Genomic DNA, 24,110 nt, shown 5'->3' on the forward strand with positions numbered 1-24,110 from the left:
CTATATAATTTTATTATCTCTTCTTGTTTCCTCTTGCTTCGAGCTATACTTTACAATCAATAATTCAACACCCATGGTATCAACTAATCGACCAGTCTTCACTCGTTCTTCAACATCTGCACAAAAGGCTAACGCTTCTTTTAGATCCTTTAACTGAAATGCCTTCCCTTGCGTAATGTATTTGTTAATTGAAAAAGGTGGAAGTCCTGTCTTCTGACTAATGATTGTATTATTATAACCAAGCCTAAGTAAGTCTTTTACTTGAATAAGCATATTAAAATGTCTTGTTATTAAGAACAAGATTGACATTGGTTTTTCTTTTAACGTAAGTAAATCATAATATAATTCCAATGCTTTTCCTTGTTGCTTCGATGCAACATAATCAATCATCTGGAATATCTTATTGGTAATCTGTGTAATACAAACTGCATCTATATCTTCATTCGTAATCACATCACGATCCAAAGTATAACAGATTAATTTCTCCAATTCACGACTGATATTCTCCATATCAGTTCCTGTTTTACTTAGAAAATAAAGTAATGTACCCTCTGTAATCTTTTTATTATCTTTATTTATTATAGATACAATCCAAAGCTTTAGATTCTTTTCGTCCATACCATTCATCTCAGATATCGTACCGATATCTTTGACAACCTTATATAAACGATTTCTCTTATCTACTTCACTTTCCACAAATACAATATACGTCGTATCTGGCAGAACCTTGATGTAATCAGCTAAGTCATTCTGACTCTTAAAAAAGCCACTATTCTCAATAATAATCAATCTTCTCTCGCTGAAAAATGGAAGTGTATCCGCGATTCCCGTTACTTTTGTGATATCGATTCCTTTTCCCTCAAAGTAGGAATAATTCATCTCATCACTACCATTTAGAATAGCTTCTTTTAACTTACCTTTATATAAATTCTTAAGATATGCTTCTTGTCCATATAACAAATATACTGGTTTAAACTGATTTTGTTTAATATGTTCTTTGATATTTCTCATAAACATCTCCTAATCTAAGGTAAGCTGACAATCCATAAATACATAAGCCACCTATCTATTTTACTAAGAATCGATTCATTATGCAAGCATAATTTTTGTTTTGATTGTATCTTTTCCAGTATTATCATACTGGATTATATACTTCATTATTTAAATGTCTTGTTTAATATCTTAACTGGTAAATTAAACAGAGCATAGAATACCCTTACTGAAGGGTATATCTATGAAATTCCAGACTAAATAACAAATTATGTATGGCTCAGTATTCAATTGGAGTTAGCCAAATATACATTGCACTCTTATTGTTACCTGACTCAAATGTAGCTATATCACCATTTTTATAAATCACTTTACTTCCATTATGTACAAATCCATAAAGTGTTTCATCTGCACCACCATCTAATAAATCACCAGTAAGTGACCATAATGAGTTTCCCATCTCTTCTCCACAAAAGAAGCTAAAAGCTTCCAAAATAGCATCCATATACTTACCATCATCAGTATTTGAATCATAGTCAAATTTCCATGTTGATGTGTCAATTCCAACTCTATTATCCTTTAAAATCAATGTCCAATCAGCTTGACCAGCCTTTACATAATCCTCATCTGTTGATAAAGTAAAGCTTTTTCCATATTTCTCTTCTAGTATTCTATTCATAATTTTAGCATTCTCTTCTAATGTTTTTGATTTGTTATAAGCTAATTCATTACCAGTATTTGTGTCATTCTCTGCTTCCTTCAAATCATTGATTTTGGTACTTTTTATATCATTAATGTCTTCTGCATTTTCTGTACTATCTGCATTTGACTCATCAATTTTATTTACTTTATTACATCCCAGTGTGTTAAATAACATAACCATTAATAATACCATCAAACTTCTTCTTATATATTTTCTCATATTGTTTTTTTCTATACTGCCTCCTATACTTTAACGTCCAGTGCCAATTTAGCCGTTTCTCGCACATTTTTATCAGAATCATTTAGCGCTAATAGAAAATACTTAACATAATTTTTCGCTTTATTAGTAACCATAGACTTTATTATATTGCACTTCCATATACTAAAGCTATCTTTATCTATATTATCATAGTATGGTTGCAATAGCTTAAAAAAAGTACTTTCATCCATAGTAAATATGCAATCTAAATTGAATAGTTTTTCCAATAATAATGATTCTTTAAAACTTTTAGTTTCATTTTTGTTATTAACAGGACAGACACTTTGACAAATATCACATATGCACTGACTGTAATTCAATTTATTACCTGAAGCTGATACAGATTTATATGTTAAATAGGCATTACATCTAGTGACATCCATTTGCATTGGTGCTGATAATGCACCTGTTGGACAGGCCTTAATACAGAGATTACAATTAGCAGGACATATACATCTTATATTATTCAAAGTTTTCTCATATATAAGTTCTTTATCAACAATCCATGTATCAATAGTAACCCAGGAACCATGATTTCCATAAATAAAGTTATTGTTGCGAAATTTCCCCAAACCAGCTTTTACAGCTGCCCATCTTTTTGGTATTTTAACCTCCTCTGCTCTTAATCCAATCTGTTTTAAATAGCTTTCAAATACTTCTTTATTTTCATGCTTTTTGGGATAATTCAATCGATCATCAAAAAGTTCAAATTTTTGAATAAAGTCATCAAATGGATCTGGAATATGATATTTATCATATTCTTCTAAACATACAATGATTGAATTGCCCCAGGGAATACTTTTCTTTGGATTAGCCATATATTTAATGGATTCATATAAATGTGATGCATGTGGATAATAAGTTATGTGTTTCTATACCCCATCAACAAAATCTGCGAAATAATCCGCTTTAATAATTCCACATGATTCATAGCCAAGTTGCAACGCTTTATCTTTAATATTTTGTACTAAACGCATTATTTATAATTTTCTCCTAACTGCAATGGAATTTGCTTTTTCCTCCTATTATGATATAATAATTTTATTCTATTGAAAATATAAAATTATTAGGGTTTTAGTTCATTTAAAATGAACTATAGGAGGCTATATGGAATTAAAGCAACTTCAAACAATTAAAAATATTCTTACAGAAGGCAGTTATTTAAAAGCTGCAGAGAAAATGGGATATGCCCCCTCTACAGTTACTCTACATATACAGCAACTTGAAGAAGAGCTAGGAATTAAATTATTTGAAAAGACAGGTCGAAGAATGCATCTTTCAAAAGAAGGTGATTTTTTCTGGATGAATGCCAAGTTACTTCTTGAACATGCAGATACTTTTAAAAAAGTAATGGATAACTTTGTTACCGGTCAAATGGGACACGTCAGATTAGGAATAATAAGTACAATCGGAAGATCTTTGTTTATTCCTAAAATTATAGCTTTCTGTAAGGAGTATACAAACATTAGATTGACATTTGAACTTAGCAGTTCAGAAGTCATTACGCAAAAAATTTTAGATAATCAATTGGACATTGGAATAGGGTTTGCTCCCTCAACGAATCTTAATCTTTTGTTTGAACCACTTTGCTTGGAACCAATGGAATTATTACTGCCTATCGGACATCCATTAGCTAAAAAAGATAAGCTTTCTCTTCATGATTTAAGTGATGAAAATTTAATTCTTACAGAATCCTATTGCTCTTATCGAAATGAGATTGACAAGCAATTCAGCGCTTCAGGAATACCAATTAAATCCATGATACAAATTAATGATGGTAGAACAATTATTCAATTTGTTCAGGCTGGTATTGGCTGTTCTATCTTACCTATAGCCGCCATTGAACCTGTTCCTGAGATGACAGTTAGGCGTAAATTGGTAAATACTGAATTTGGCTTAATGATTGGAGTTATTCGTAAAAATAAGCAATTGGAAAAAGCCTCTGAAAGACTATATAATGAACTTCTTTATGATTTTAAAAAAACCAAAACATCTAAATATTAAAAACATAATAGATTCTTTACTAAGCCTGCTTATTACTCTTTTTTATACTCCTGCATCTCCATCTTATTACTATCTGTCATAATAATAATAATTGCTTCACCTTGACTTGTTATCTTCGTAACAATCCCAGCTTGTTTTAATCGATAAGAAGTTTTTCATGCGGATATCCATATCGATTGTTTTTACCACATGAGATGATTGCATGTTCTGGCTTAATAATAGAAGGGAAATAAGATTTAGTAGAATATTTTGATTCATGATGAACTACTTTCATTAGGGTAACGATTTTGATACAATTTAATCATGAACACTCTTAGTAACAAGAAATGCACACTCACGGTTTAACAATACCGCACAATGTGCATTTTACTGGTTCATTATAAAGTTTCGAACAACTAATTTACTATTTATGTCATATAAATATCATCGTTTATTCTACATACCCTTCAATATTCATATTCTTTCCATCTGTCCAAATTGTAATCGCCCCTTGGTCCATTGTAATATAAATATTACTCCTCATCTTCTCCAACCTCTCTAACAATTCTTCATGAGGGTGTCCATATCTGTTCCTTTTCCCACAGGATATAATAGAATACTCTGGCTTGATGATATCTAATATTTCTTGACTTGTGGTATACTTTGAACCATGGTGAGCTACTTTAAGTACATCATAATCTTTTAGTAATCCTGACTTAAGTAGTGCATCTTCTCCATCTTCCGCCACATCACCAGTTAATAATAGATCAAAATCAATGTACTTCACACTAAGTACTGTAGAATATGCATTACGACTCTCGGTCTCATAGTCTTCACTTGGGTGCAAACAAGTAATCTGAACCTTACCATCACGAATGCTGTCTCCTTTTTGAATCAACTGTATAGGAATCTGTTTTTGCCTTGCCAAATCAATCAATCCCATATAAGCCTCATCTTTTAATGCTGTGTTTGGCATAACTAAATGCTTTATTTCAATTTCACCATCCGCTAGCATTTCCTCTAGTCCTGAGATATGGTCATCATCTGCATGTGTCATAATTGCATAATCTATAACGCCTATCCCCTTATATTTAAGATACTTCTCAATCCTATACTTACCAACACTAGTAACGCTTGTACTTCCACCATCTATCATATAAGTAGTTCTGCTTGGCGTTCTCATAATGATTCCATCTCCCTGCCCAACATCTAGAAATGTTACGAATAAACCGCTCTCTCTACTTGGGATAAATATTATTATTGTGAACAATAACATAAAGCATACCTTCTTCTTAGGAAACTTATTGATTACAACCAGAAAACCTACTATTAAAAGGCAATAGATTACTATATAGATTTCTTTTGGTTTTCCAACCAAGATTGTATGAAATGGTAATTTCACAAAGCTTCGACATAGCCATTCATAGAATAATAAGATATAATGAACACCACCAATAAAAAAGGTACCAATCGTAATAGAAAAGCACCCAAAGATACCTCCTAGAAATGCAATTAAAAGTAGAAGTGATGAGAATGGTAGAATCAGAAGATTCACGATAATTGAATATGTTGGTACCTCATAAAAGTAAAATAGTAATACGGGCGTAGTAATAAAGTTCACTGCAACACTTAATAGTATTCCTTCTTTCATAGCATCCAATATCATCTCATGGATTTTACTTTCTTTCTCTTCTTTTACTTCTTTCAACTCTTCTCCCAACACCTCATCCTCCTGAAATAGCATCTTAAAAGGCGGAAGAAATAATGCAATACCAAGCACTGCTCCAAAGGATAATAAAAATCCTACATCATAAAGCTGCATTGGATTCTGAATTAATATAATAAGTGCGCTCAAAGCTAACGATGTATAGAGATCATAAGTCCTTCCAATCAATATCGCGATATAGGATACAATAAGCATAACAACTGCACGATTTGTGGATACACTAAAATTAGTCAAAGCACCAAAACTGTAGATAAATATGATAGAGAAAGCGACCGAGATTTTAATATTGCAATGAAGTTTTCTAAGAAGTTGATAGATGAAAAGACCGATTAAAGATACATTCAATCCTGAGATAGCAATTATGTGTGAGATACCATTTTCCTGATATAGAGCATTGATTTCTTCGTCCAATTCCGATTTATCTCCCAATAACATTGCTGAGATGATTCCAGCTTCTTTTCTATTAAGTATCCTTTCAAAAGAGCTTACCATTTTACCTTTGATCTCATATAAAAATTGAAGATATCTTGAGTAAGAGGAGTTTATTACCTCTATGTTTTCTGAATATACTTTATAATCAATACCAATCATTCTATAATAATCATATTCATCGAACTGTCCTGGATTAGTATTATGTTGTAAGATATTAATTTGACCTTTGATTTGTAGTTTATTTCCGATTTTCAGATTGTTGTTAGATTCCTTCGAATAGATAATAATTTTATGACTGAATGTTTTATAGAAGTTATTTTTGTTATTCTTATTAGAGACCTTTGAGCCCTGTTTGATTAATTTATTGTAATTCGTTTGATCAAGATTATTCAGCTTTGATTGATTCTGATTTGATTTCTTTTTATTCAAATCATAACCTTTCGATTTCTCAATAGGCGCATTCACTTGAATCGTGTTGTTCTTTACATAGAGAGTTGTTTTCTCTCCCTTTTTCTCCATCTGATATAGGGTTCCTATTATTGAACCATTTACTTTTTCGTTATACATATTGTTAAGCGCAGGGACTGATAATTGATTTTGCGTAAGAAATATTCCAAGATACATAATCGCAGGTAATAGTATTACAAAACGATCAGATTTATCTATATAAGAATTGGATATCTTTTTGATACACATGAAGAAAATAACGAATAGAAAAATGCCTAATATTATAAATATTCTCACTCTGATATTAATTCTAGCCAAGAGCACTCCTAACACATAGGCCGCAAATATCCACACAAGTGGACGCTTTATCATAGATTCACCCCTTTTTCTCTTTTAATCATATTATTGCTATATTAATCTTAATACACTTTCTTCCATTTAACAACAACGAATTATTTTAAGAGACAAAAAAATAAAATCAACAACTAATTCTCTAATTGCTGATTTTATTTATTCTATATTGATACAATAAAATTTACTTCTGATTAATGATAGGTTATCTAATAAATCCTATAATTATACTTGATAAAATCCCGTCTATTTCGTATCGATAATCTCAAAATTACGAACCAACACATCATCTATTGATACCGCCTGACGATAGGATTCTTGCTTCTCACCATTAATTAAGAACTGAACCTTATTCACATTAGGTAACTCTACTAATGAATCAACGATAGAATAGATGGCTACTTCATCTGTGATATCAGAGAGCTTATCTAAGAATTTCTCATCAAAGTCAACATAACATACCCCATCCTTGGTAGAAACCTTTATGAGTTTGGTATCCTTAGGAATCGTTGATTTCTGTTCTCCTTTATCCTTTTTGAGTGGACCCTTCATTAATTGTCTGATCACCACTTCTTCCATGGATATGGTACCATCATAGGTAACGACTATATGCGATTCTTTTAACTTGTCACCTTTTTTATTGGCATAATACAAAGTTATCTTTGCATCCTGATAATACGTGATTTCTTCGCCTGAATTCATGATAAAATCTTCCGCGTTCATATAGCCTACTGGTTGATCATGCGAATCCATGAGAGGCTTTCCATTGACGTTAAACTCAATATAATCAACACCATCCACTTGAGACAATGTCTTTACAACAGCAGCTCGACATAATATTTCTTCTATACCCGTTAGCTGACTATAATTTGCATCAAAATTAATAGTTAATTGAGCATCCTCATCCAGCTTATAATTCTTGATATTCACGGTATCTGGTATTGTCTTCTTTAACTCAATATCTTTTGGTTCCTTACGTAGTTGTCTAATATACTCTGCAATAAGGTCGTCTTTATTTGTTGCCTTTGGCTTGTATATTTTTTTCACAACCATGGTATTATCATTATCAACATAATATATATATTTGTTTGTGTCATTTGAAGTATCTTTACCTTCTGACTTACCTTGACATCCGCTTAGTACTAGCAATGCAAAGCAAATGATTATTACAATTTTCTTCAATATTTGACCTCCTAGCGTGTTACTTTCTAACCAAAACCACTTTCAAACTAAGCAATATACCCAAGTGGCACTCTTACAGTAAAGGTAGTTCCTTCATTTTCTTTACTATATACCTTAATTGCACCCCTATGCATTAAAATTGCATTTCTAGTAATCGCTAAGCCGAGTCCAGTTCCGCCAGTTTCCCTTGATCTCGCTTTATCAACACGATAGAATCTTTCAAAGATAGAATCTTGTGATTCCTCTGGAATACCTATTCCCGAGTCTTGTACCTTTACATAGAAATATTTGTGATCGGCATTTAAAGAAACTCTTACCCATCCATCATCTACATTATATTTAATTGCATTCTCAACTAGATTCGAGATTGCTAGTGATAATTTCACTTCATCTACTTCTGCAATTACTGGTCTGAAACTTTCAAATACAAGTTCGATATTGCGCTTCGCTGCAATTGGCCGTAACCTCTTTAATATCTGCTCTAAAAGATCATTAATATTGATACTTGCAATATTCATCTCTCCTGCTGTTTTATCTAATTTTACAAGAGATAATAAATCATTGATTATCTTATTTTCACGTTCAATCTCATCTGTAATATCCAATAAGAATTCTTTGTATAATTCTTCTGGAACTGCATCTTGAGATAATAAGGAATCTGCCAATACTTTAATTGAAGTAATTGGTGTCTTAAGCTCGTGTGAGACATTTGATACGAATTCCTGACGCGAACTCTCTAGTTTCTGCATTCTCGATAACATCTTATTGAAGGATTCTGAGATTGTCTCAACCTCGGTAAACCCTTTAATTGATACTTGTTCGTCCATATAACTTTCCGTTAACCTGTCGATAGAACTGATAACACCTCTTAATGGCTTCACTAAATGTCTAGAGAAATATACTGCTAAAATAATTATTAATATAGCAATCGTTAATACGATTATAATAGCTTTTTGGTAAAGAGTATTAGAGATAGTATCCATACTCTTAGTTGAAAAATTCATAATTACAACACCAACAATACCTTTAGAATTTAATTTATTAATTGGTAATGTAACCTCAATATTCTGATTTGCTTTATCTATGTTTGTCGTACTCTTTCCTTTGATTCCTTTGATTACTTCCTCAGAAATTATTGTTTTTCCAAGTTCTATACCAAAGGTATCTTTGATAATCTCAAGCTTGTTATTTACTATAATAATACGACCTTCATATATGTCCGCGATTTGTGCGATTTCCGTATCAACTTCTGATGTCTCTCCTTTTACTGAACCCGAAGAAACATAGAGATTGGCAATGATATTTCCATGATTCTGTAATTCAAGAATTCTATTGTTATATGCTTCATTCTGATAAGCAGATAGAATCCCTTGTAGTGCAAATATTACTGGAAGAATTCCTACAACAATCAATATCATTAGAGATTGAAATCTCATACTTTTAAATAATTTGTTCTTTATCCTAATTCTGGAAGTAATAACCAACACCCCATTTTGTATGTATATATTTTGGTTCGCTTGGATTATCTTCGATTTTCTCTCTCAATCTACGAATATGAACATCTACCGTACGAACATCCCCAGGATAGTCATATCCCCACACGATGTTAAGTAGATTTTCACGACTGTATACTTTATTAGGATTGAATATTAGTAATTCTAATAGATCGAATTCTTTAGCAGTAAGATTAACTTCTTTACCACGGATATATACTCTTCTGCTTTCGCAATCAATCTTTAAGTCACCAAAGGATGCAATCTTTGAATTCTCTTCTTTACTTTCCTTCTTACTACTTCTTCTAATAATTGCTTTAATTCTCGCTTTAACTTCTAATATGTTAAATGGTTTGGTAATATAATCATCTGCTCCATATTCAAGGCCAAGAATCTTATCCATGTCATCGCCTTTTGCTGTAAGCATAATAACTGGCATGCTAGAAAATTCTCTGATCTGTTGACATACTTCAAACCCGTTTAATTTAGGTAACATTACATCGAGTAATACAACATCATATTCTGTCTTTTTTGCTGCCTCAAGTGCTTCTTCTCCATCATATGCACAGTCTACTTCCATGCCATCTTGTTCTAAACTAAATCGAATTCCTTTAACTATTAACTTTTCATCATCTACTACAAGCACTTTTTTACTCACATTATTCACCTCATTATATTTATATAGTTATGAAATCTTTTATCTTATTAAATACGCCATCTTTAATTCCTGTAATATTTTTAATATCTTCGATTGACCTAAAAGCTCCATTTTCCTCTCGATATTTAATAATATTATTAGCTTTTGACTCACCAATTCCAGGTAAATCTAACAATTCTTCCTTAGTTGCACTATTAATATTAACCAACTTGGATGATGGATTGGCTCCTTTGGAATTATCGTTTGAATTATCTATCGCATTGGAATTCGAAGTAATGGAATTCTTATCACTTTGGGATGCAGAATTATCTGCATATTGTAATGAATTCTTTACTTCCTCTTTCGAAGGAATATAGATCTTTTCCCCATCCGTAACTAATTCAGCTTGATTAACAGAATCTCCAGAAGCTTTCCCCGTTAATCCACCAGCCAATTCAATTACATCAATCGCTCTTGCACCTGATTCTACTTTATATACTCCTGGGTTCTTTACTTGCCCGCAGATATGAATATAGTTCAGCGCATCCTTCTTATCAGATGAACTACTAGAATCAGTAGATTTACCAGAATCATTATATCCCTTCTGATCTAATGTATCCTTTGATTCATCTGATTCATTAGTATCTTCTATCTGATTTGTTATCGAATTCTGGGGTAGTTGTTTCGAATTTGCAGAAATTTGATCTACTTCTTCATTTTTGTTCAAATTGCCTATCAATGTAACCTGATTACTGGAATCCTTCTTTGCCTCCAAGCTATACACAATTCCAGCTGCCACTATTAAAATCGACGAAATAATAATAATTAAAACTTTTTTATTCTTCATAGTATTCTTCCTTTACTAAGTCTTCCATAATTTGTACACCTCTATACGATATTATGTTTCCTTATTTCATGAAGATACTAAAATCATTTTACATAATTCAATCTGTGAATACAATAGCCTTTTGGAGATTTTTTTAATTAAATACCTTACGATTTTATTAAGGAGACTATTCCCATTTAAAAGTAATAATTCCAACAATAACAATAGCTAAACCAATTAATTTTCTCATTTCAAAATCAACTTTCTCGGTACCAAACATGCCAAATAACTCAATTACATAAGAAACTACTAATTGTGCAACAACAATTAGCATGGCAGCACGAGCAGGACCAAGTTTAGTTATACTTTCAATTACAGTATAAGTAATAAAAGCACCCATTACTCCGCCTAATAACATGTATTTATGATCAATTCGAAAGATTGCTCCAAGGGAACTCTCTTTTCCCGTAACATACCAAGCGATTACGCATACAATCAATGCAGTTGCTTGTACAAAAGTATTCGCAGTCCACATGCTTGTTTGTTTCGTAACTCCGGTGTTAAATACTCCTTGAACACTCATTAATGCTCCTGATACAATTGCGATAATAATCCCTAACATAGTTTCCTCCTTGAATTCTAACTCAAAACTCGCAGTTAGTAAGTTTATTGAATACTTGATAAATTCAGAGGTTAGGTTATCTAATTACCATGATTCAAACTTTTACATCTTACGTTCCATTTCCTCCTTTGGAAGTTACTAATGTTTTATTACTTTGATATAAACAAATATAAAAAGTTCAAACTCCTCACTTCGTTCGTCAAACAGTGAACTTTTTATATCTAAATCAAAGTTATAAAACATAAGTAACTTCACAAATTCGTCAAAGTCACGACAATGTAAAAGCTTGAATCATGGTAATTAATTTACTTTTTCGACTGAATTTATCAAGTATAATATATGTTTTTAAAACTGCGAAATTTGAGTATTTAACCATATTAAATAAAAATAGCTTCACTCTTTAAACACATGTTAAAGAATGAAGCCTTATTATCATCTACATTTTCATGGTAAAATATTCGTCACAAGTTATATTAGCCCTCTGTTTCACTTATAGAAGATTCTAATATCTGTATCATCTCATCTACATTTTCTCTTGTAATAACAAGAGGCGGAACCAATCGAATAATATTCGTACCTGCTGAGATTATGATGAGCCCTTTTTCTAATGCTTTATTGATATATTCTCCTACCGGTTTCGTAAAGACTAACCCTTGCATTAATCCTACTCCTCGTCTTAACTCAATCACACTATATTTGTTAACTAATTCATCTAAGCGTTGTTCTAGATAGGCAGACACTTCTTTTACATGTTCTAACAGATTCATACTTTCAAATAAATCAAAGACTTTACTAACTGCTGCACAGACAAGTGGATTGCCTCCGTAAGTCGATCCATGATCGCCTGGTTCAAAGGCAGATGCAACCTTTTCAATCGCTGCAAATGCTCCAACCGGAACTCCACAGCCTAGTGCTTTGGCTGTTGTAATGATGTCTGGCTTAATTCCAGTGGATCGATAAGAGAACATCTCTCCTGTTCTTCCCATACCACACTGTATCTCATCATAGATAAGAACAATATCCTTCTCATCACATAATTTTCTTAGTTCAAGCAAGAATTCCTTGGTTGCAGGGTAGATTCCACCTTCGCCTTGTACTGGTTCAAGAAGAATCGCTGCTGTTTTCTCTGTTATCTTAGATTTTACACTTTCTATATCATTGAAATCAGCGAACTCCACTCCGCCGATAAGTGGACGAAATGCTTCTTGATATTTCATATTTCCAGTAACGGAAAGTGCTCCCATACTTCTACCATGGAAGGAATGTACCATTGCTATAATTTCGCTATCATTCGTATTATGTTTTTTATAGAAATACTTTCTAGCTAGCTTAATGGCTCCCTCAATTGCTTCTGTTCCACTGTTGGTAAAAAACACACGGTCCATGAAAGATGCCTTCTTAAGTTTACTAGATGCCTCAACCATTGGTAGATTATAATAAAGGTTGGAGGTATGAATTAATTTTTCAATCTGTTCCTTTAGTGCATCGTTATATTCTTTATTACCATAGCCTAATGCAAATACAGCTATGCCAGCTGCAAAGTCTAAATATTTCTTACCGTTAATATCATATAAATATACCCCTTCCCCTTTATCTAATACCACAGGAAAACGATTATATGTGTGCATAATATTATGTTCTGCTTCTTCTATTATTTCAAGATTCATGTTCTAACATCCCCTCATGTTTTAATATCGCAGTTCCAATACCACGTTTTGTGAAGAATTCAAGTAGTAAGCAATGATTCTTTCTTCCATCAAGAATATGAACCCTTGATACACCATTATTTACTGCATCTATACAATTCTTAATCTTTGGTAGCATTCCGCCACCAATCACACCATTTTCTATTAGCTTATCTGCTTCGTCTAACGTTAATACTGATATTAAAGTATTCTTATCTTCTGGGTTAGTACATACGCCTTCAATATCAGTTAAAAATGCTAACTTTTCAGCACCAATAGCAGTAGCTACTGCACATGCCGCATCATCGGCATTGATATTATAAGTCTGATAATCTTTATCTAAACCAACAGGCGCTATAATTGGAATAAAATCATTTGCAATTAAAGTATCTATTAATTCTGTATTAACACTAGTAATATTTCCTACATATCCAATATCCTGACCATTTGCTAGTTTTTTCTCAACTTTCAAGATGCCACCGTCTTTACCACTTAGTCCAACTGCTTTGACGCCAAGCTTCTCTACCATCTGAACTAGACCTTTATTCACTTTACCAAGTACCATCTCAGCAATTTCCATTGTTTCCTCATCTGTTACACGAAGACCTTCAACAAATTCAGATTCTTTTCCTACCTTACCCATCCACTTGCTAATCTCTTTACCGCCACCGTGAACAATAATTGGCTGCATTCCTACTAATTTTAGCAAAGCTACATCTTTAATAACACTAAGTTGTAATTCTTTATCTATCATAGCGCTGCCACCGTATTTTACTACTACTTTTTTATTACTAAATTCTCTGATATACGGTAACGCTTCTATCAGTGTCTGCGCTTTAAACATTACTTCTTCCATAGATTCCACTATAAATACCCTGCCTTTCTATTCTAAACGGTCTAACTTTTTGTCTTATTGTTTAAGAGCCACACTCGCAATGCAACAATTTGCTCTGGGCGCTAACTCATTAAGAACGATAATCCGCATTAATCTTTACATAATCATAAGTTAAGTCACAGCCCCATGCAGTCGCTGTTTCTCCACCCATCTTAATATCTGCAATCGCGGTTACTGCCTCTTCTGATAGAATCTTTGTTGCCACTTCTTCGCTATAATCCGTAGCCATACCATTTTCAACAAGTTTTAGACTACCAGCTTTACTTTCAATATATAGATCTACCGTATCTGGATTAAAATTCACACCCGCATATCCCATCGCGCATAGAATTCTTCCCCAGTTGGCATCATTACCATATACCGCCGTTTTTACTAAGCTCGATGTTACAATTGATTTACTTAAGGTTACCGCTTGCTTCTTATCTTCTGCATGCAATACTTTCACTTCAAATAGCTTAGTAGCTCCTTCTCCGTCTCCTGCCATTTTCTTGGCCAAGTCTGTTGTCACTTCTTTTAGTGCTTTGCAGAATATCTCGTAATTCTCATCTTTCTTCGTTATTTCACTATTTCCTGCTAATCCATTTGCAAGAAGAATCAGTGTATCATTCGTAGAAGTATCTCCATCTACGGATACCATATTAAAAGTGTCTTCTACATCCTTTTTAAGCGCTTCCTGTAGCAATTCCTTACTTATAGAAACGTCTGTGGTTACAACTCCAAGCATCGTTCCCATATTTGGATGAATCATTCCAGAGCCTTTTGCCATACCTCCAATTGTAACTACTTTACCATCGATTACACATTCTACTGCACATTGCTTGGAATAAGTATCTGTTGTCATAATAGATTCTGCTGCAATCGTTCCACTTTCTATGGTATTTGACAATTCTTTTGGTAATAATTTCACTCCTTGTAAGATAGCCTCCATAGGAAGTTGCTTTCCAATAACCCCTGTAGAACAAGTTAGAACTTCTTTCACATCGACTTCAAGTTCTTTCGCTATAGCAGCTGCCATTGCCTCATTATTCTGATCTCCAACTGTTCCAGTACATGCATTAGCTACACCACTATTTAGAATTACCGCATGTGCGACATCTGAATTCTTTACAATATCCATGCTCCAACGAACTGGGGAAGCCTTTACAATATTTAATGTAAATGTACCTGCAACCTTCGCTGGAGTCTTCGTATATACTAACGCCATATCTTTCTTGCTTTTTTTAATTCCTGCATATACACCACTTGCTTCGTATCCTTTTGGGGAAGTAACCCCTCCATCTATTTTCATCATACTATTTATTCCTTTCTGATAACTAATTCCATTAATTGAATATCCATAAATTAAATACATCCTATTAAATCAACTCCCCAAAATAGTTTGCTTTCAAATCAGGGGGTGTAAAACCCTTTTTGATCTCATTTAAATCATTATGTTAATCTCTATGGAAACATAGGTACTTGTAACAACCCTTCCGACTCTTTAAAACCAAACATAATATTCATGTTCTGAACCGCTTGACCTGCTGCACCTTTCACTAGGTTATCCATAGCTCCCATCATAATAATGCGATTTGTTCTCTTATCTATTGTATAATTCACATCTACGTAATTGCTTCCTTTTACCCATCTTGTTTCCGGACAAACATGAGAATTTAACACACGAACAAAATATTCCTCTTTATAATAGCTATCATAGATTTCTTTGATATCATCTTCGCTCATCTGCTTGATCATGTTCGCATACGCTGTTATTAATATTCCTCGGTTCATAGGTACCAGATGAGGCGTAAATATAATCGAGATATTACTACCACATGCATAGCCTAATTGTTCTTCGATCTCTGGCGTATGTCTATGAGTTGTAACTCCATATGCTTTTATGCTCTCATTCACTTCACAGTATAAATTATTAATCTTAGCACCTCTACCTGCTCCAGAAGTACCAGACTTAGCATCTATAATGATAGAATTAGCATCTATTACTCCTTCTTTGACCAATGGATAGATTGATAAAGTGCTACAAGTTGGATAACATCCTGGATTGGCAATTAATCTCGCATTTTTAATTTTTTCACGATTAATCTCTGGTAAACCATATACTGCTTCCCCAATAAAACTCTTACTTTTATGTTCTATTTGATACCATTCTTCATATGTCTTAACATCTTTGATGCGGTAATCAGCACTTAGATCAATAATTTTTACTTTCGATAATATATCTTCTGTTAATAACCCTGCCAAATAACCTTGAGGAGTTGCTGTAAATATAACATCAACGTTATTTGTTAATTCTGCTATATTATCCGACTGACAAATATCCTCCACTAACTGAAACATATTTCCGTATACTTCATAATATTTTTTATCAATATAACTTTGAGAACCATACCACTGAATAGTCACTTCTTTATGTCCTAGCAAGAGTCGAACCAATTCCTGACCAGCGTAACCAGTCGATCCAATAATTCCTACATTTATCATAACTTTGTCTCCTTACTTCATTTCTACTTTTCATTCTTATTAAGGAACATTTCTTTATTCTTCTAAAATGTTTTTCCATTTGTAGCTAATTATTTTTAATAATTATACATCTAATATTATTTTTATGCAATATTAAATTTAATTTTTAATCATGTTTTTAATTTCTAACTTTCATTTATTATAAGTATAAATAAAGTATATGAAAAAGGTACACTAAAAAAATTAATGTATATTTCCTTCTAGGTTAGCAAATTATATTAATATTATTCTTAATTATCCAATTAGTAACATAGTAGATAAAATATATGATTATATATAGTAAATCTCAGAAATTCTTATACAATCTATTCTTCAATATAATAAATATAAAAATATGCATCTATATAAGTATTAAAATGTTTTACTAATTCAATCAATCCTATTCATGTGTAATTGAAGAAGAATAAAAAAATTATTTTTAAGATTTATACTCTTGCATATTTTTAACTTTTAATGTATATTTATAATATATTCGATGTATATATATAAATTGTCAATCTATAGAAGAAGCAAAGGGTGAAAGAAAATTAAATTAAGAAAGGATGCCACATATGAATTTCTTCACTCTACTATATTTGTGGCTGTATCGCAGGCCAGCCTGCGATATGCAATGGGATTAAAATATGAATGAAAAAGTAATACTTGCTTACTCTGGTGGGCTAGATACAACAGTAATTATTCCATGGTTAAAGGAAAATTATAATTATGATGTAATATGTGTGTGTATTGATGTTGGTCAAGGAAATGAACTAGAAGGTCTTGAGGAAAGAGCTACCATCTCTGGTGCATCCAGATTATATATCGAGGATGTTGTAGATGAGTTTGTAGATGACTTTGTAATACCATGTGTACAGGCAAACAGTGTTTATGAAAATAAATATCTATTAGGTACCTCTATGGCTAGACCTATAATCGCTAAGAGATTAGTAGAAATTGCTCGAAAAGAAAATGCTACAGCCATCTGTCATGGCGCTACTGGTAAAGGAAATGATCAAGTTCGTTTTGAGCTTGCAATCAAAGCCTTAGCACCAGACCTAAAAATTATTGCACCATGGAGAATCTGGGATATTTCTTCACGTGAAGAAGAAATTGAATATTGTACCTCTCATGGGATTCATCTTCCATTCTCAGCTGACAATAGCTATAGCCGTGATCGTAATCTATGGCATATCAGTCATGAAGGTCTAGAGTTAGAAGATCCAGCAGTTGCTCCAAATTATGATCATCTACTTGTATTATCCAACTCTCCTGAGAAAGCACCAGAACAAGGAGAAGTTGTTACTCTTACTTTCGAAAAAGGAACACCAGTTACCTTAAATGGTGAAAAAATGAAAGCCTCTGATATTATTGCAAAGCTAAATGAAATTGGTGGCAAACACGGTGTTGGCATTATTGATATCGTTGAAAACCGCGTAGTTGGAATGAAATCTCGTGGTGTATATGAAACACCTGGCGGTACAATCCTGATGGAAGCTCATACTCAATTAGAAGAATTAATTCTTGATAAGGATACATTATCTGCAAAGAAAGAGATTGCTAATCGTTTTGCTAATGTCGTATACGAGGGTAAATGGTTTACACCTCTTCGTGAAGCACTCCAAGCATTTATTGAATCAACTCAGAATTATGTAACTGGCGAGGTAAAGCTTAAATTATATAAAGGTAATATTATTAAACAAGGAACCACTTCCCCATATTCACTTTACAATGAAAGCATTGCTTCCTTTACAACTGGTGAACTTTATAATCATCATGATGCAGAAGGATTTATTAATCTATTTGGATTATCATTAAAGGTTCGTGCTATGAAACAGGCAGAGGTTGAGAAAAATCAATAAGTAGCTCATATTCCCTAGTAAAAAGGTTGTTGAATACTTGATAAATTCAGTTGATAGGTTGTCTAAATTACCATGATTGAATCGCTTACATCTTACGTTCCATTTCCTCATTTGGAAGTTACTAATGTTTTATGACTTTGATAAAACAGCTATAAAAAGTTCAAACTCCTCACTTTGTTCGTCAAACATTGAACTTTTTATAGCTAACATCAAAGTGATAAAGCATAAGTAACTTCACAAATTCGTCAAAGTCACGACGATGCAAACGTTTCAATCATGGTAATTATTCTACTTTTTTGACTGAATTTATCAAGTATACGGTAGATTTTGACTAGGGTACATATGAGAAGTTTGGGGTAGCAGCAAAAAAACTTTCTGTAAATACTTCTAATCAAAAAATACTTATATTCCTTTTTGGGAATATAAGTATTTTTTTTTGGGGGTAACACACTACTATTATATTACAATAATATGAAATCTTATGATATAATTATTGTGTAATGATATTTTATGTGGTATTATTTGTTATCTATTATTATATAAGGAAGATATTTATTATGAAACGAAATATTAAATCAAACTTAATTAAGTTAGGACTTTGTATTATAATTGGAGTCTTTTTAGGAGTTAAGCTACTTATCTTCGGAAGCTTTATAAAGCTTTTATTTTTAATTGCTCTCTGCCTAGTAGTTGGGCGGATTATGGCAAGAACTTAATCTTTTATATTCTAGTTGAACATAGGGTTCAACTTCCTATTTTTCCTCTTTTACTGGAATTCTTAGTACTGTTCTCATTTTATCTGCATCTATTTTTCTAGGGTCTTTTAAGTAGATTTCATGATGTCTACGAATCTCTGAGATATCATTGATTAGATGATGCTCTCTCATATATTCTTCCATTTTCTCTAGGGTAACTGGTTCGTCGTCAAAGGGTCCATGATGCATGCACTGAACACATTTACCTTCATAATATTGCATTAATTTTGCTTTGCTTGTATCTAATTTCTTCTTTTTCTGTACTTCAGCACATGCCCACTGGAAGATATCTTCTGTAACAAATTCGGGTTGTCTAATCATGGATATCCATGCATACTTACTTTTTTCCTGATATTCTACTTCTCTTTTTCCATCTGACATCCACCATAACCCTTCTAGTGGCGGTACTACATAATCAAAATAACCTTCTGGAATGTTCTCACCCATTTTACTCATCTTAATTGTATAGGATAGCGCATATATTAGGCCAACTGCTGCACTATATTCCCCATCTTTGTCATTTGGATTGCCTTTTCCCTCTACTGCAATAAATTGCATCGCAGGTACTTCAATCACGTGTGGAGTAGACTTTGGTAAGTATAATTCTTTATACTCTTTTTTATAATCAATTTTATCAGCCATTTCTGTCCGTTCCTTTCTAGTCTTATAACTTTATAGATAATTACGTATCTCCAATATCTTATATTGAATAAAATAATTAGTTTTACTATCACTTTTATTACGCTTCAATTGGCACAAGAATCTCCGTAACATAGTGATCTGGATTACCTTTTAATATCATTCCAGGGCCTTTTCGATATATTTCTCTTACCGGAAGCATATAACTGATATTATTTTCCCTGATATAATCAAAGATTGCTTTGTAAGCAACATTTAACGTATCATACCCTCCAATATGCGTAGTACATAATGCCTTAATCCTAGGTAGTTGTTTCGCTGTGATATTATTACCAGACACTAACACTTTTGTTGGTACGCATAATTCAATATCCGCTATTTCTTTATACTCATTATCATAGTAGCAGTTAAACGGTGCACCATCTGCTTTATCCTTAACCGCTTTATAGATGGTTCCAATATACTTTCCTACCTCTTGGTAACTACCCTGATACCTTATGGATGCTACTTTCACTGGTGCGATATCTTTAATTTCAAAGGTATATTTGCTTCCTATTCCTGTAGTCTGTGTGTTTTCATTATCCACCTGGCTAGATCCTTGATTCATACTATTTACCTCCTTAGATTTTGGAGAGAGGTAGTGATCAATTTCTTTCATAAGTGATTTTTGTTTAAGAATATTCTGCTTTATCAAGGATTTCTTTTCTTGTAGATAATAGGATAGATCCTCACTATTCTCACAATTTTTTAATGTATCCTTCATTTCAGCAATGGAAAAATCAAATTTTCTTAATGTATTAATTAACTGTGCTCTTTCATAATCCTTGTTATTGTACATACGATAATCATTTTCTGCCCTTGCTGAAGGAATTAGAATTCCTTGCTCTTCATAATAACGCAATGTTTTCACTGTTAGGTTAGTTATCTTAGAAAATTCACCTATTCTATACATTACCTCACCTCTTTCATAAATAGTATAAACGCTTCCCTGCGGGGGAAGGTCAAGAGCTTTTTTTAATTACCAAACCTTCCCTAGTTTAAAATCCATCAATACTTGATAAATTCAGACGTTAATTGTCTAAATTACCATGATTGAATCGTTTACACCCTAGTTCCATTTCCTCATTTGGAAATTACTAATGTTTTATCACTCTGATGTTAGCTATAAAAAGTTCAAACTCCTCACTTTGTTCGTCAAACATTGAACTTTTTTTAGCTAACATCAAAGTAATAAAGCATAATAAACTATCAATCTATTTGGCTTTTGAAAAGATATGCTACTTATATGCGAAACCTAATAATATTCCATTTTTCTTATTATTTTTCAATAGCTGAGCGGCGTTTTCTAAGATTAGAGCTTAACTTATAACATTGACATAAATATATATCAGTGGTATATTTAAATCAGAAAAGGCAATCAGTTCCAAGATGAACTTGGTCGCTAAGTATGTTTATATTTTATAAAAAATAATCACGAACTTTGCGGGTGGGTGATTTTTTTTTGATTATCTTTATAGTTAAGTATTATAAAAATCATCACTACAATGCTAACGACAAGCGATAATTCTTCATATGTACTCATACTATATCACCCCCTCTCGGGAGCAACCAATAATCACCCTGCAACTGACTGCTTAAACAATTATACCACATATTACTGTTTTTTCCATAGAGACAATAAATATTCTATATACTACTCAAACTGGTGCATTCTGTTTATATTTAAAAATAAACGTTTACACATATTGGAAGGTCAATAATTTATAAATCAAATAATATAAAAGCCAAATAATTGATAGAATCTATCAATCTATTTGGCTTTTATGATACACTGAAAACTTAGTATATCATTGTATTATATTCCTTGAATCATTTATATATAATTAATTGTAATTCCTTCGCGTTTTAATGCCTCATATATCTTAGCAATTGGAAGTCCAACTACGTTAAAGTAATCCCCTTCAATCTTAGATATAAAAGTGGCAAATCGTCCTTGAATCGCATAAGCGCCTGCTTTATCAAGTGGTTCTTTTGATGCTACATAAGCATCTATTTCATCTTCTGATATTGCAGTTACTGATACGCTTGTCTTTTCATAAAAATTAAGTTCTTTTGATATTAATATATTTTCATCATTGTAATCACTTAGAATAATTGATACCCCTGTATATACTTCATGTGTATCATTTTGAAGTTCTTGTATCATATGTTTTGCATCTAATTCATCCTTTGGTTTGCCCATTATCCTATCGTTGTGGGCAACAATCGTATCTGCACCTATAATAATCGATGGCTTAGATACTTTTAATAATACATCGTTTGCTTTCATAGACGCCAAATCTTTTACAATATCATAAGGCTTTGTCTTAGTAATAATCTCTTCTTTATCACTTGGAACAATCTCAAAGCTTACTCCTACTTGTTCTAATATTTCTCTCCTTCTTGGAGAGGATGAGGCTAATATAATCGGTTTCATCTTCATTTCCAATACCTTTCCGCTTTTCTATCGTTCATAACTAAAGATTAATTCCAGTTCTTACGTAGACATTCTGGGTGACTCTCAAGATGAGAATAATCATTAAATCGTTCTAGATAGAATCGGTCTTCTTTTTCATTATATCCAAGTTCTGTAATACTACAGTTCTCTAAGGAAAGTGCAAATAGAAGTTTCTTGGATTGATCTAGGCCTAATATTCCTGCTAATAAAGAGCGTATCGTTCCTCCATGAGTAACAACTAAGATATTGTTCGCAGAACTTAATTTAATCTCATCCATCACTTTGATTGCGCGGTCATAGACTTCTTTACCACATTCTCCATTAGGAAATGGTATATCACTTTCTAATTTTGCTCGTTCTGCTTTAAATTCTTTAAAATGTTCCTTATTGTAATCTTCTGAATTACCTTCTAAATCCCCAAAGTTAATCTCTCGAATTCCTTCTCTAATCTCATGATGAAGGTGTAAATATTGATTAACAATCTCTGCTGTCTCCACTGCTCTGTGAAGATCACTAGAATACAATGCATCAATCTCATATTCTAATACTCTTTGTCCTAACAGATCCGCTTGCTTTCTACCAATCTCAGATAAATCTACATTCACATTGCATAAAGCACTGGATTGTCTCGCATGACGTATTAAATATATCTTCTTATTCTTATCTTCTCTCAATTTTACTCCTATCCACATATATTACATGCTATCTATATGGAATCAAATTTCCATGCCAAGTTTGTAGACATAACTATGTTTATAACTGGTACATGGACATTCAACAACCTCCGGCGGATGCTCACGAGTATATCTCGGTGCATTATAAATAAAATGACTTTATCACTTGTATCTTAATTATCTTAATCTATATTTTTATCTTTATCTTTTTTTCCAAGTCTTGATTTCAAGAAAATTGCTGCGCCAACTACAAAGATAACTACAAGAACAACTAAGGTAATGGATGAGAACTTATCCACATATCCAGCTATCTTCTCCCATGATTGACCTGCCGCAGTACCAAGTAATACTAATAAGGTATTCCAGATCAAAGTACCAAATAAGGTAAATATACCAAATTCAATCAAGTTCATTTTAGCCATTCCAGCAGGAATAGAAATAAGACTTCTTACAATTGGAATACAACGACATATAAAGACTGTTAATTTTCCTCTTTTAGAAAACCAACCTACACTCTTATTTATATCATCTTTCTTAAATCCTAACATACGAACAAATTTGTACTCTAGTAATTTTTCAAGTCTTTCTGGGCTTAATACCCTTCCGATTCCATATAGAATATATGCACCTAGTACTGCACCAGCTGTAGATATAGCAATTATTCCAACTTGTGTCATACTCGTAAAGGTCGTCATAAAACCACCAAATGTTAAAATAATCTCTGATGGTATTGGTGGAAATATATTTTCTAAAATAATCAAAAGAAATATTCCAAGATATCCATATTGTTCCATGATATGCATAATCGCATTTTGCATAATATTCTCTCTGCCTCCATTTATATATTTATCTTTTTTATCGTATTTCATTCTTTATGCTAAGTCAACCTTTTATTTAGCTCCTTTGGTAAAACCTTTTATTTTCCTCGTTAAATAATAACTAATAGTAACACGTTAT

General features: G+C 32.5%; 21 protein-coding genes. 3 read left to right on the forward strand and 18 right to left on the reverse strand.

Features of this window, described 5'->3' with window-relative positions:
- The 3 genes from holA to bsdtb5_RS15300 form a co-directional block, all read right to left on the reverse strand.
- Complete coding sequence (gene holA / locus bsdtb5_RS15290) at positions 1–1,011, reverse strand: DNA polymerase III subunit delta (protein WP_271712840.1); 1,011 nt, start codon at positions 1,009–1,011, stop codon at positions 1–3.
- A gap of 259 nt (positions 1,012–1,270) precedes the next feature.
- Complete coding sequence (locus tag bsdtb5_RS15295; protein ID WP_271712841.1) at positions 1,271–1,885, reverse strand: hypothetical protein; 615 nt, start codon at positions 1,883–1,885, stop codon at positions 1,271–1,273.
- 50 nt (positions 1,886–1,935) lie between these two features.
- Positions 1,936–2,769 carry an epoxyqueuosine reductase gene (locus tag bsdtb5_RS15300; RefSeq protein WP_271712842.1) on the reverse strand — a complete coding sequence of 278 codons (834 nt, stop codon included), beginning with the start codon at positions 2,767–2,769 and terminating at the stop codon, positions 1,936–1,938.
- Between the two features lie 289 nt (positions 2,770–3,058).
- Here bsdtb5_RS15300 and bsdtb5_RS15305 point away from each other — a divergent pair, with 289 nt between their 5' ends.
- On the forward strand, positions 3,059–3,955 hold the full coding sequence (locus bsdtb5_RS15305; RefSeq protein ID WP_271712843.1) for a LysR family transcriptional regulator: 897 nt from the start codon (positions 3,059–3,061) through the stop codon (positions 3,953–3,955).
- A gap of 430 nt (positions 3,956–4,385) precedes the next feature.
- Here bsdtb5_RS15305 and bsdtb5_RS15310 read toward each other — a convergent pair whose 3' ends face one another.
- The 10 genes from bsdtb5_RS15310 to argC form a co-directional block, all read right to left on the reverse strand.
- Positions 4,386–6,911 (reverse strand): DNA internalization-related competence protein ComEC/Rec2, encoded by a 2,526-nt coding sequence (locus tag bsdtb5_RS15310; protein WP_271712844.1) that lies wholly within the window; start codon positions 6,909–6,911, stop codon positions 4,386–4,388.
- Between the two features lie 225 nt (positions 6,912–7,136).
- The gene (locus bsdtb5_RS15315; protein WP_271712845.1) at positions 7,137–8,072 is read right to left on the reverse strand and encodes a GerMN domain-containing protein; all 936 of its coding nucleotides are present in this window, start codon (positions 8,070–8,072) and stop codon (positions 7,137–7,139) included.
- A gap of 47 nt (positions 8,073–8,119) precedes the next feature.
- Positions 8,120–9,490: a sensor histidine kinase gene (locus bsdtb5_RS15320; RefSeq protein ID WP_271712846.1), complete on the reverse strand. Its 1,371-nt coding sequence runs from the start codon at positions 9,488–9,490 to the stop codon at positions 8,120–8,122.
- Positions 9,491–9,533: 43 nt separating this feature from the next.
- Positions 9,534–10,223: a response regulator transcription factor gene (locus bsdtb5_RS15325; RefSeq protein ID WP_271712847.1), complete on the reverse strand. Its 690-nt coding sequence runs from the start codon at positions 10,221–10,223 to the stop codon at positions 9,534–9,536.
- A gap of 19 nt (positions 10,224–10,242) precedes the next feature.
- Positions 10,243–11,049, reverse strand: a complete 807-nt coding sequence (locus bsdtb5_RS15330) for a helix-hairpin-helix domain-containing protein (protein ID WP_271712848.1) — start codon at positions 11,047–11,049, stop codon at positions 10,243–10,245.
- A 166-nt stretch (positions 11,050–11,215) separates the two neighbouring features.
- Positions 11,216–11,650, reverse strand: coding sequence for a DMT family transporter (locus tag bsdtb5_RS15335; protein ID WP_271712849.1), 435 nt, complete (start codon positions 11,648–11,650; stop codon positions 11,216–11,218).
- 473 nt (positions 11,651–12,123) lie between these two features.
- Complete coding sequence (locus bsdtb5_RS15340; RefSeq protein WP_271712850.1) at positions 12,124–13,317, reverse strand: aspartate aminotransferase family protein; 1,194 nt, start codon at positions 13,315–13,317, stop codon at positions 12,124–12,126.
- Entirely contained in the window at positions 13,307–14,191 is an 885-nt protein-coding gene (argB, locus tag bsdtb5_RS15345; protein ID WP_271712851.1) for an acetylglutamate kinase, read from the reverse strand. The genes bsdtb5_RS15340 and argB overlap by 11 nt, the downstream gene beginning before the upstream one ends.
- Before the next feature lie 109 nt (positions 14,192–14,300).
- Positions 14,301–15,521 carry a bifunctional glutamate N-acetyltransferase/amino-acid acetyltransferase ArgJ gene (gene argJ / locus bsdtb5_RS15350; RefSeq protein WP_271716124.1) on the reverse strand — a complete coding sequence of 407 codons (1,221 nt, stop codon included), beginning with the start codon at positions 15,519–15,521 and terminating at the stop codon, positions 14,301–14,303.
- A gap of 149 nt (positions 15,522–15,670) precedes the next feature.
- Positions 15,671–16,711 carry an N-acetyl-gamma-glutamyl-phosphate reductase gene (gene argC, locus bsdtb5_RS15355; protein ID WP_271712852.1) on the reverse strand — a complete coding sequence of 347 codons (1,041 nt, stop codon included), beginning with the start codon at positions 16,709–16,711 and terminating at the stop codon, positions 15,671–15,673.
- 662 nt (positions 16,712–17,373) lie between these two features.
- Between argC and bsdtb5_RS15360 the strand changes: the two genes are divergently transcribed.
- Entirely contained in the window at positions 17,374–18,588 is a 1,215-nt protein-coding gene (locus bsdtb5_RS15360) for an argininosuccinate synthase (RefSeq protein WP_271712853.1), read from the forward strand.
- Between the two features lie 557 nt (positions 18,589–19,145).
- Positions 19,146–19,304: a hypothetical protein gene (locus bsdtb5_RS15365; RefSeq protein WP_271712854.1), complete on the forward strand. Its 159-nt coding sequence runs from the start codon at positions 19,146–19,148 to the stop codon at positions 19,302–19,304.
- A gap of 36 nt (positions 19,305–19,340) precedes the next feature.
- On the opposite strand, the gene bsdtb5_RS15370 is transcribed toward bsdtb5_RS15365, so the two are convergent.
- The 5 genes from bsdtb5_RS15370 to bsdtb5_RS15390 all read right to left on the reverse strand — a co-directional run bounded on the left by bsdtb5_RS15370 (position 19,341) and on the right by bsdtb5_RS15390 (position 24,022).
- Positions 19,341–19,985: a GyrI-like domain-containing protein gene (locus bsdtb5_RS15370; RefSeq protein WP_271712855.1), complete on the reverse strand. Its 645-nt coding sequence runs from the start codon at positions 19,983–19,985 to the stop codon at positions 19,341–19,343.
- A 97-nt stretch (positions 19,986–20,082) separates the two neighbouring features.
- Complete coding sequence (locus bsdtb5_RS15375; protein WP_271712856.1) at positions 20,083–20,934, reverse strand: MerR family transcriptional regulator; 852 nt, start codon at positions 20,932–20,934, stop codon at positions 20,083–20,085.
- A gap of 921 nt (positions 20,935–21,855) precedes the next feature.
- A complete protein-coding gene (locus bsdtb5_RS15380) occupies positions 21,856–22,458 on the reverse strand; it encodes a Maf family protein (protein WP_271716125.1) in 603 nt (200 codons plus the stop codon).
- A 47-nt stretch (positions 22,459–22,505) separates the two neighbouring features.
- Entirely contained in the window at positions 22,506–23,153 is a 648-nt protein-coding gene (locus tag bsdtb5_RS15385) for a histidine phosphatase family protein (RefSeq protein WP_271712857.1), read from the reverse strand.
- A 182-nt stretch (positions 23,154–23,335) separates the two neighbouring features.
- Positions 23,336–24,022 (reverse strand): DedA family protein, encoded by a 687-nt coding sequence (locus bsdtb5_RS15390; protein WP_330611690.1) that lies wholly within the window; start codon positions 24,020–24,022, stop codon positions 23,336–23,338.
- Positions 24,023–24,110: the final 88 nt, after the last annotated feature.

The organism is Anaeromicropila herbilytica (genome assembly GCF_016591975.1).
GTDB lineage: Bacteria > Bacillota > Clostridia > Lachnospirales > Lachnospiraceae > Anaeromicropila > Anaeromicropila herbilytica.

Excerpts from the sequence above, each read along its gene's own strand:
- bsdtb5_RS15295 (WP_271712841.1), bottom strand. The coding sequence starts at position 1,885 with ATGGTATTATTAATGGTTATGTTATTTAACACACTGGGATGTAATAAA.
- argB (WP_271712851.1), bottom strand. The coding sequence starts at position 14,191 with ATGGAAGAAGTAATGTTTAAAGCGCAGACACTGATAGAAGCGTTACCG.
- bsdtb5_RS15305 (WP_271712843.1), top strand. The coding sequence starts at position 3,059 with ATGGAATTAAAGCAACTTCAAACAATTAAAAATATTCTTACAGAAGGC.
- bsdtb5_RS15330 (WP_271712848.1), bottom strand. The coding sequence starts at position 11,049 with ATGAAGAATAAAAAAGTTTTAATTATTATTATTTCGTCGATTTTAATA.
- bsdtb5_RS15360 (WP_271712853.1), top strand. The coding sequence starts at position 17,374 with ATGAATGAAAAAGTAATACTTGCTTACTCTGGTGGGCTAGATACAACA.
- bsdtb5_RS15375 (WP_271712856.1), bottom strand. The coding sequence starts at position 20,934 with ATGTATAGAATAGGTGAATTTTCTAAGATAACTAACCTAACAGTGAAA.
- holA (WP_271712840.1), bottom strand. The coding sequence starts at position 1,011 with ATGAGAAATATCAAAGAACATATTAAACAAAATCAGTTTAAACCAGTA.
- bsdtb5_RS15370 (WP_271712855.1), bottom strand. The coding sequence starts at position 19,985 with ATGGCTGATAAAATTGATTATAAAAAAGAGTATAAAGAATTATACTTA.
- bsdtb5_RS15300 (WP_271712842.1), bottom strand. The coding sequence starts at position 2,769 with ATGGCTAATCCAAAGAAAAGTATTCCCTGGGGCAATTCAATCATTGTA.
- bsdtb5_RS15340 (WP_271712850.1), bottom strand. The coding sequence starts at position 13,317 with ATGAATCTTGAAATAATAGAAGAAGCAGAACATAATATTATGCACACA.
- bsdtb5_RS15310 (WP_271712844.1), bottom strand. The coding sequence starts at position 6,911 with ATGATAAAGCGTCCACTTGTGTGGATATTTGCGGCCTATGTGTTAGGA.
- bsdtb5_RS15390 (WP_330611690.1), bottom strand. The coding sequence starts at position 24,022 with ATGAAATACGATAAAAAAGATAAATATATAAATGGAGGCAGAGAGAAT.
- argJ (WP_271716124.1), bottom strand. The coding sequence starts at position 15,521 with ATGATGAAAATAGATGGAGGGGTTACTTCCCCAAAAGGATACGAAGCA.
- bsdtb5_RS15320 (WP_271712846.1), bottom strand. The coding sequence starts at position 9,490 with ATGATATTGATTGTTGTAGGAATTCTTCCAGTAATATTTGCACTACAA.
- bsdtb5_RS15365 (WP_271712854.1), top strand. The coding sequence starts at position 19,146 with ATGAAACGAAATATTAAATCAAACTTAATTAAGTTAGGACTTTGTATT.
- argC (WP_271712852.1), bottom strand. The coding sequence starts at position 16,711 with ATGATAAATGTAGGAATTATTGGATCGACTGGTTACGCTGGTCAGGAA.
- bsdtb5_RS15335 (WP_271712849.1), bottom strand. The coding sequence starts at position 11,650 with ATGTTAGGGATTATTATCGCAATTGTATCAGGAGCATTAATGAGTGTT.
- bsdtb5_RS15380 (WP_271716125.1), bottom strand. The coding sequence starts at position 22,458 with ATGAAACCGATTATATTAGCCTCATCCTCTCCAAGAAGGAGAGAAATA.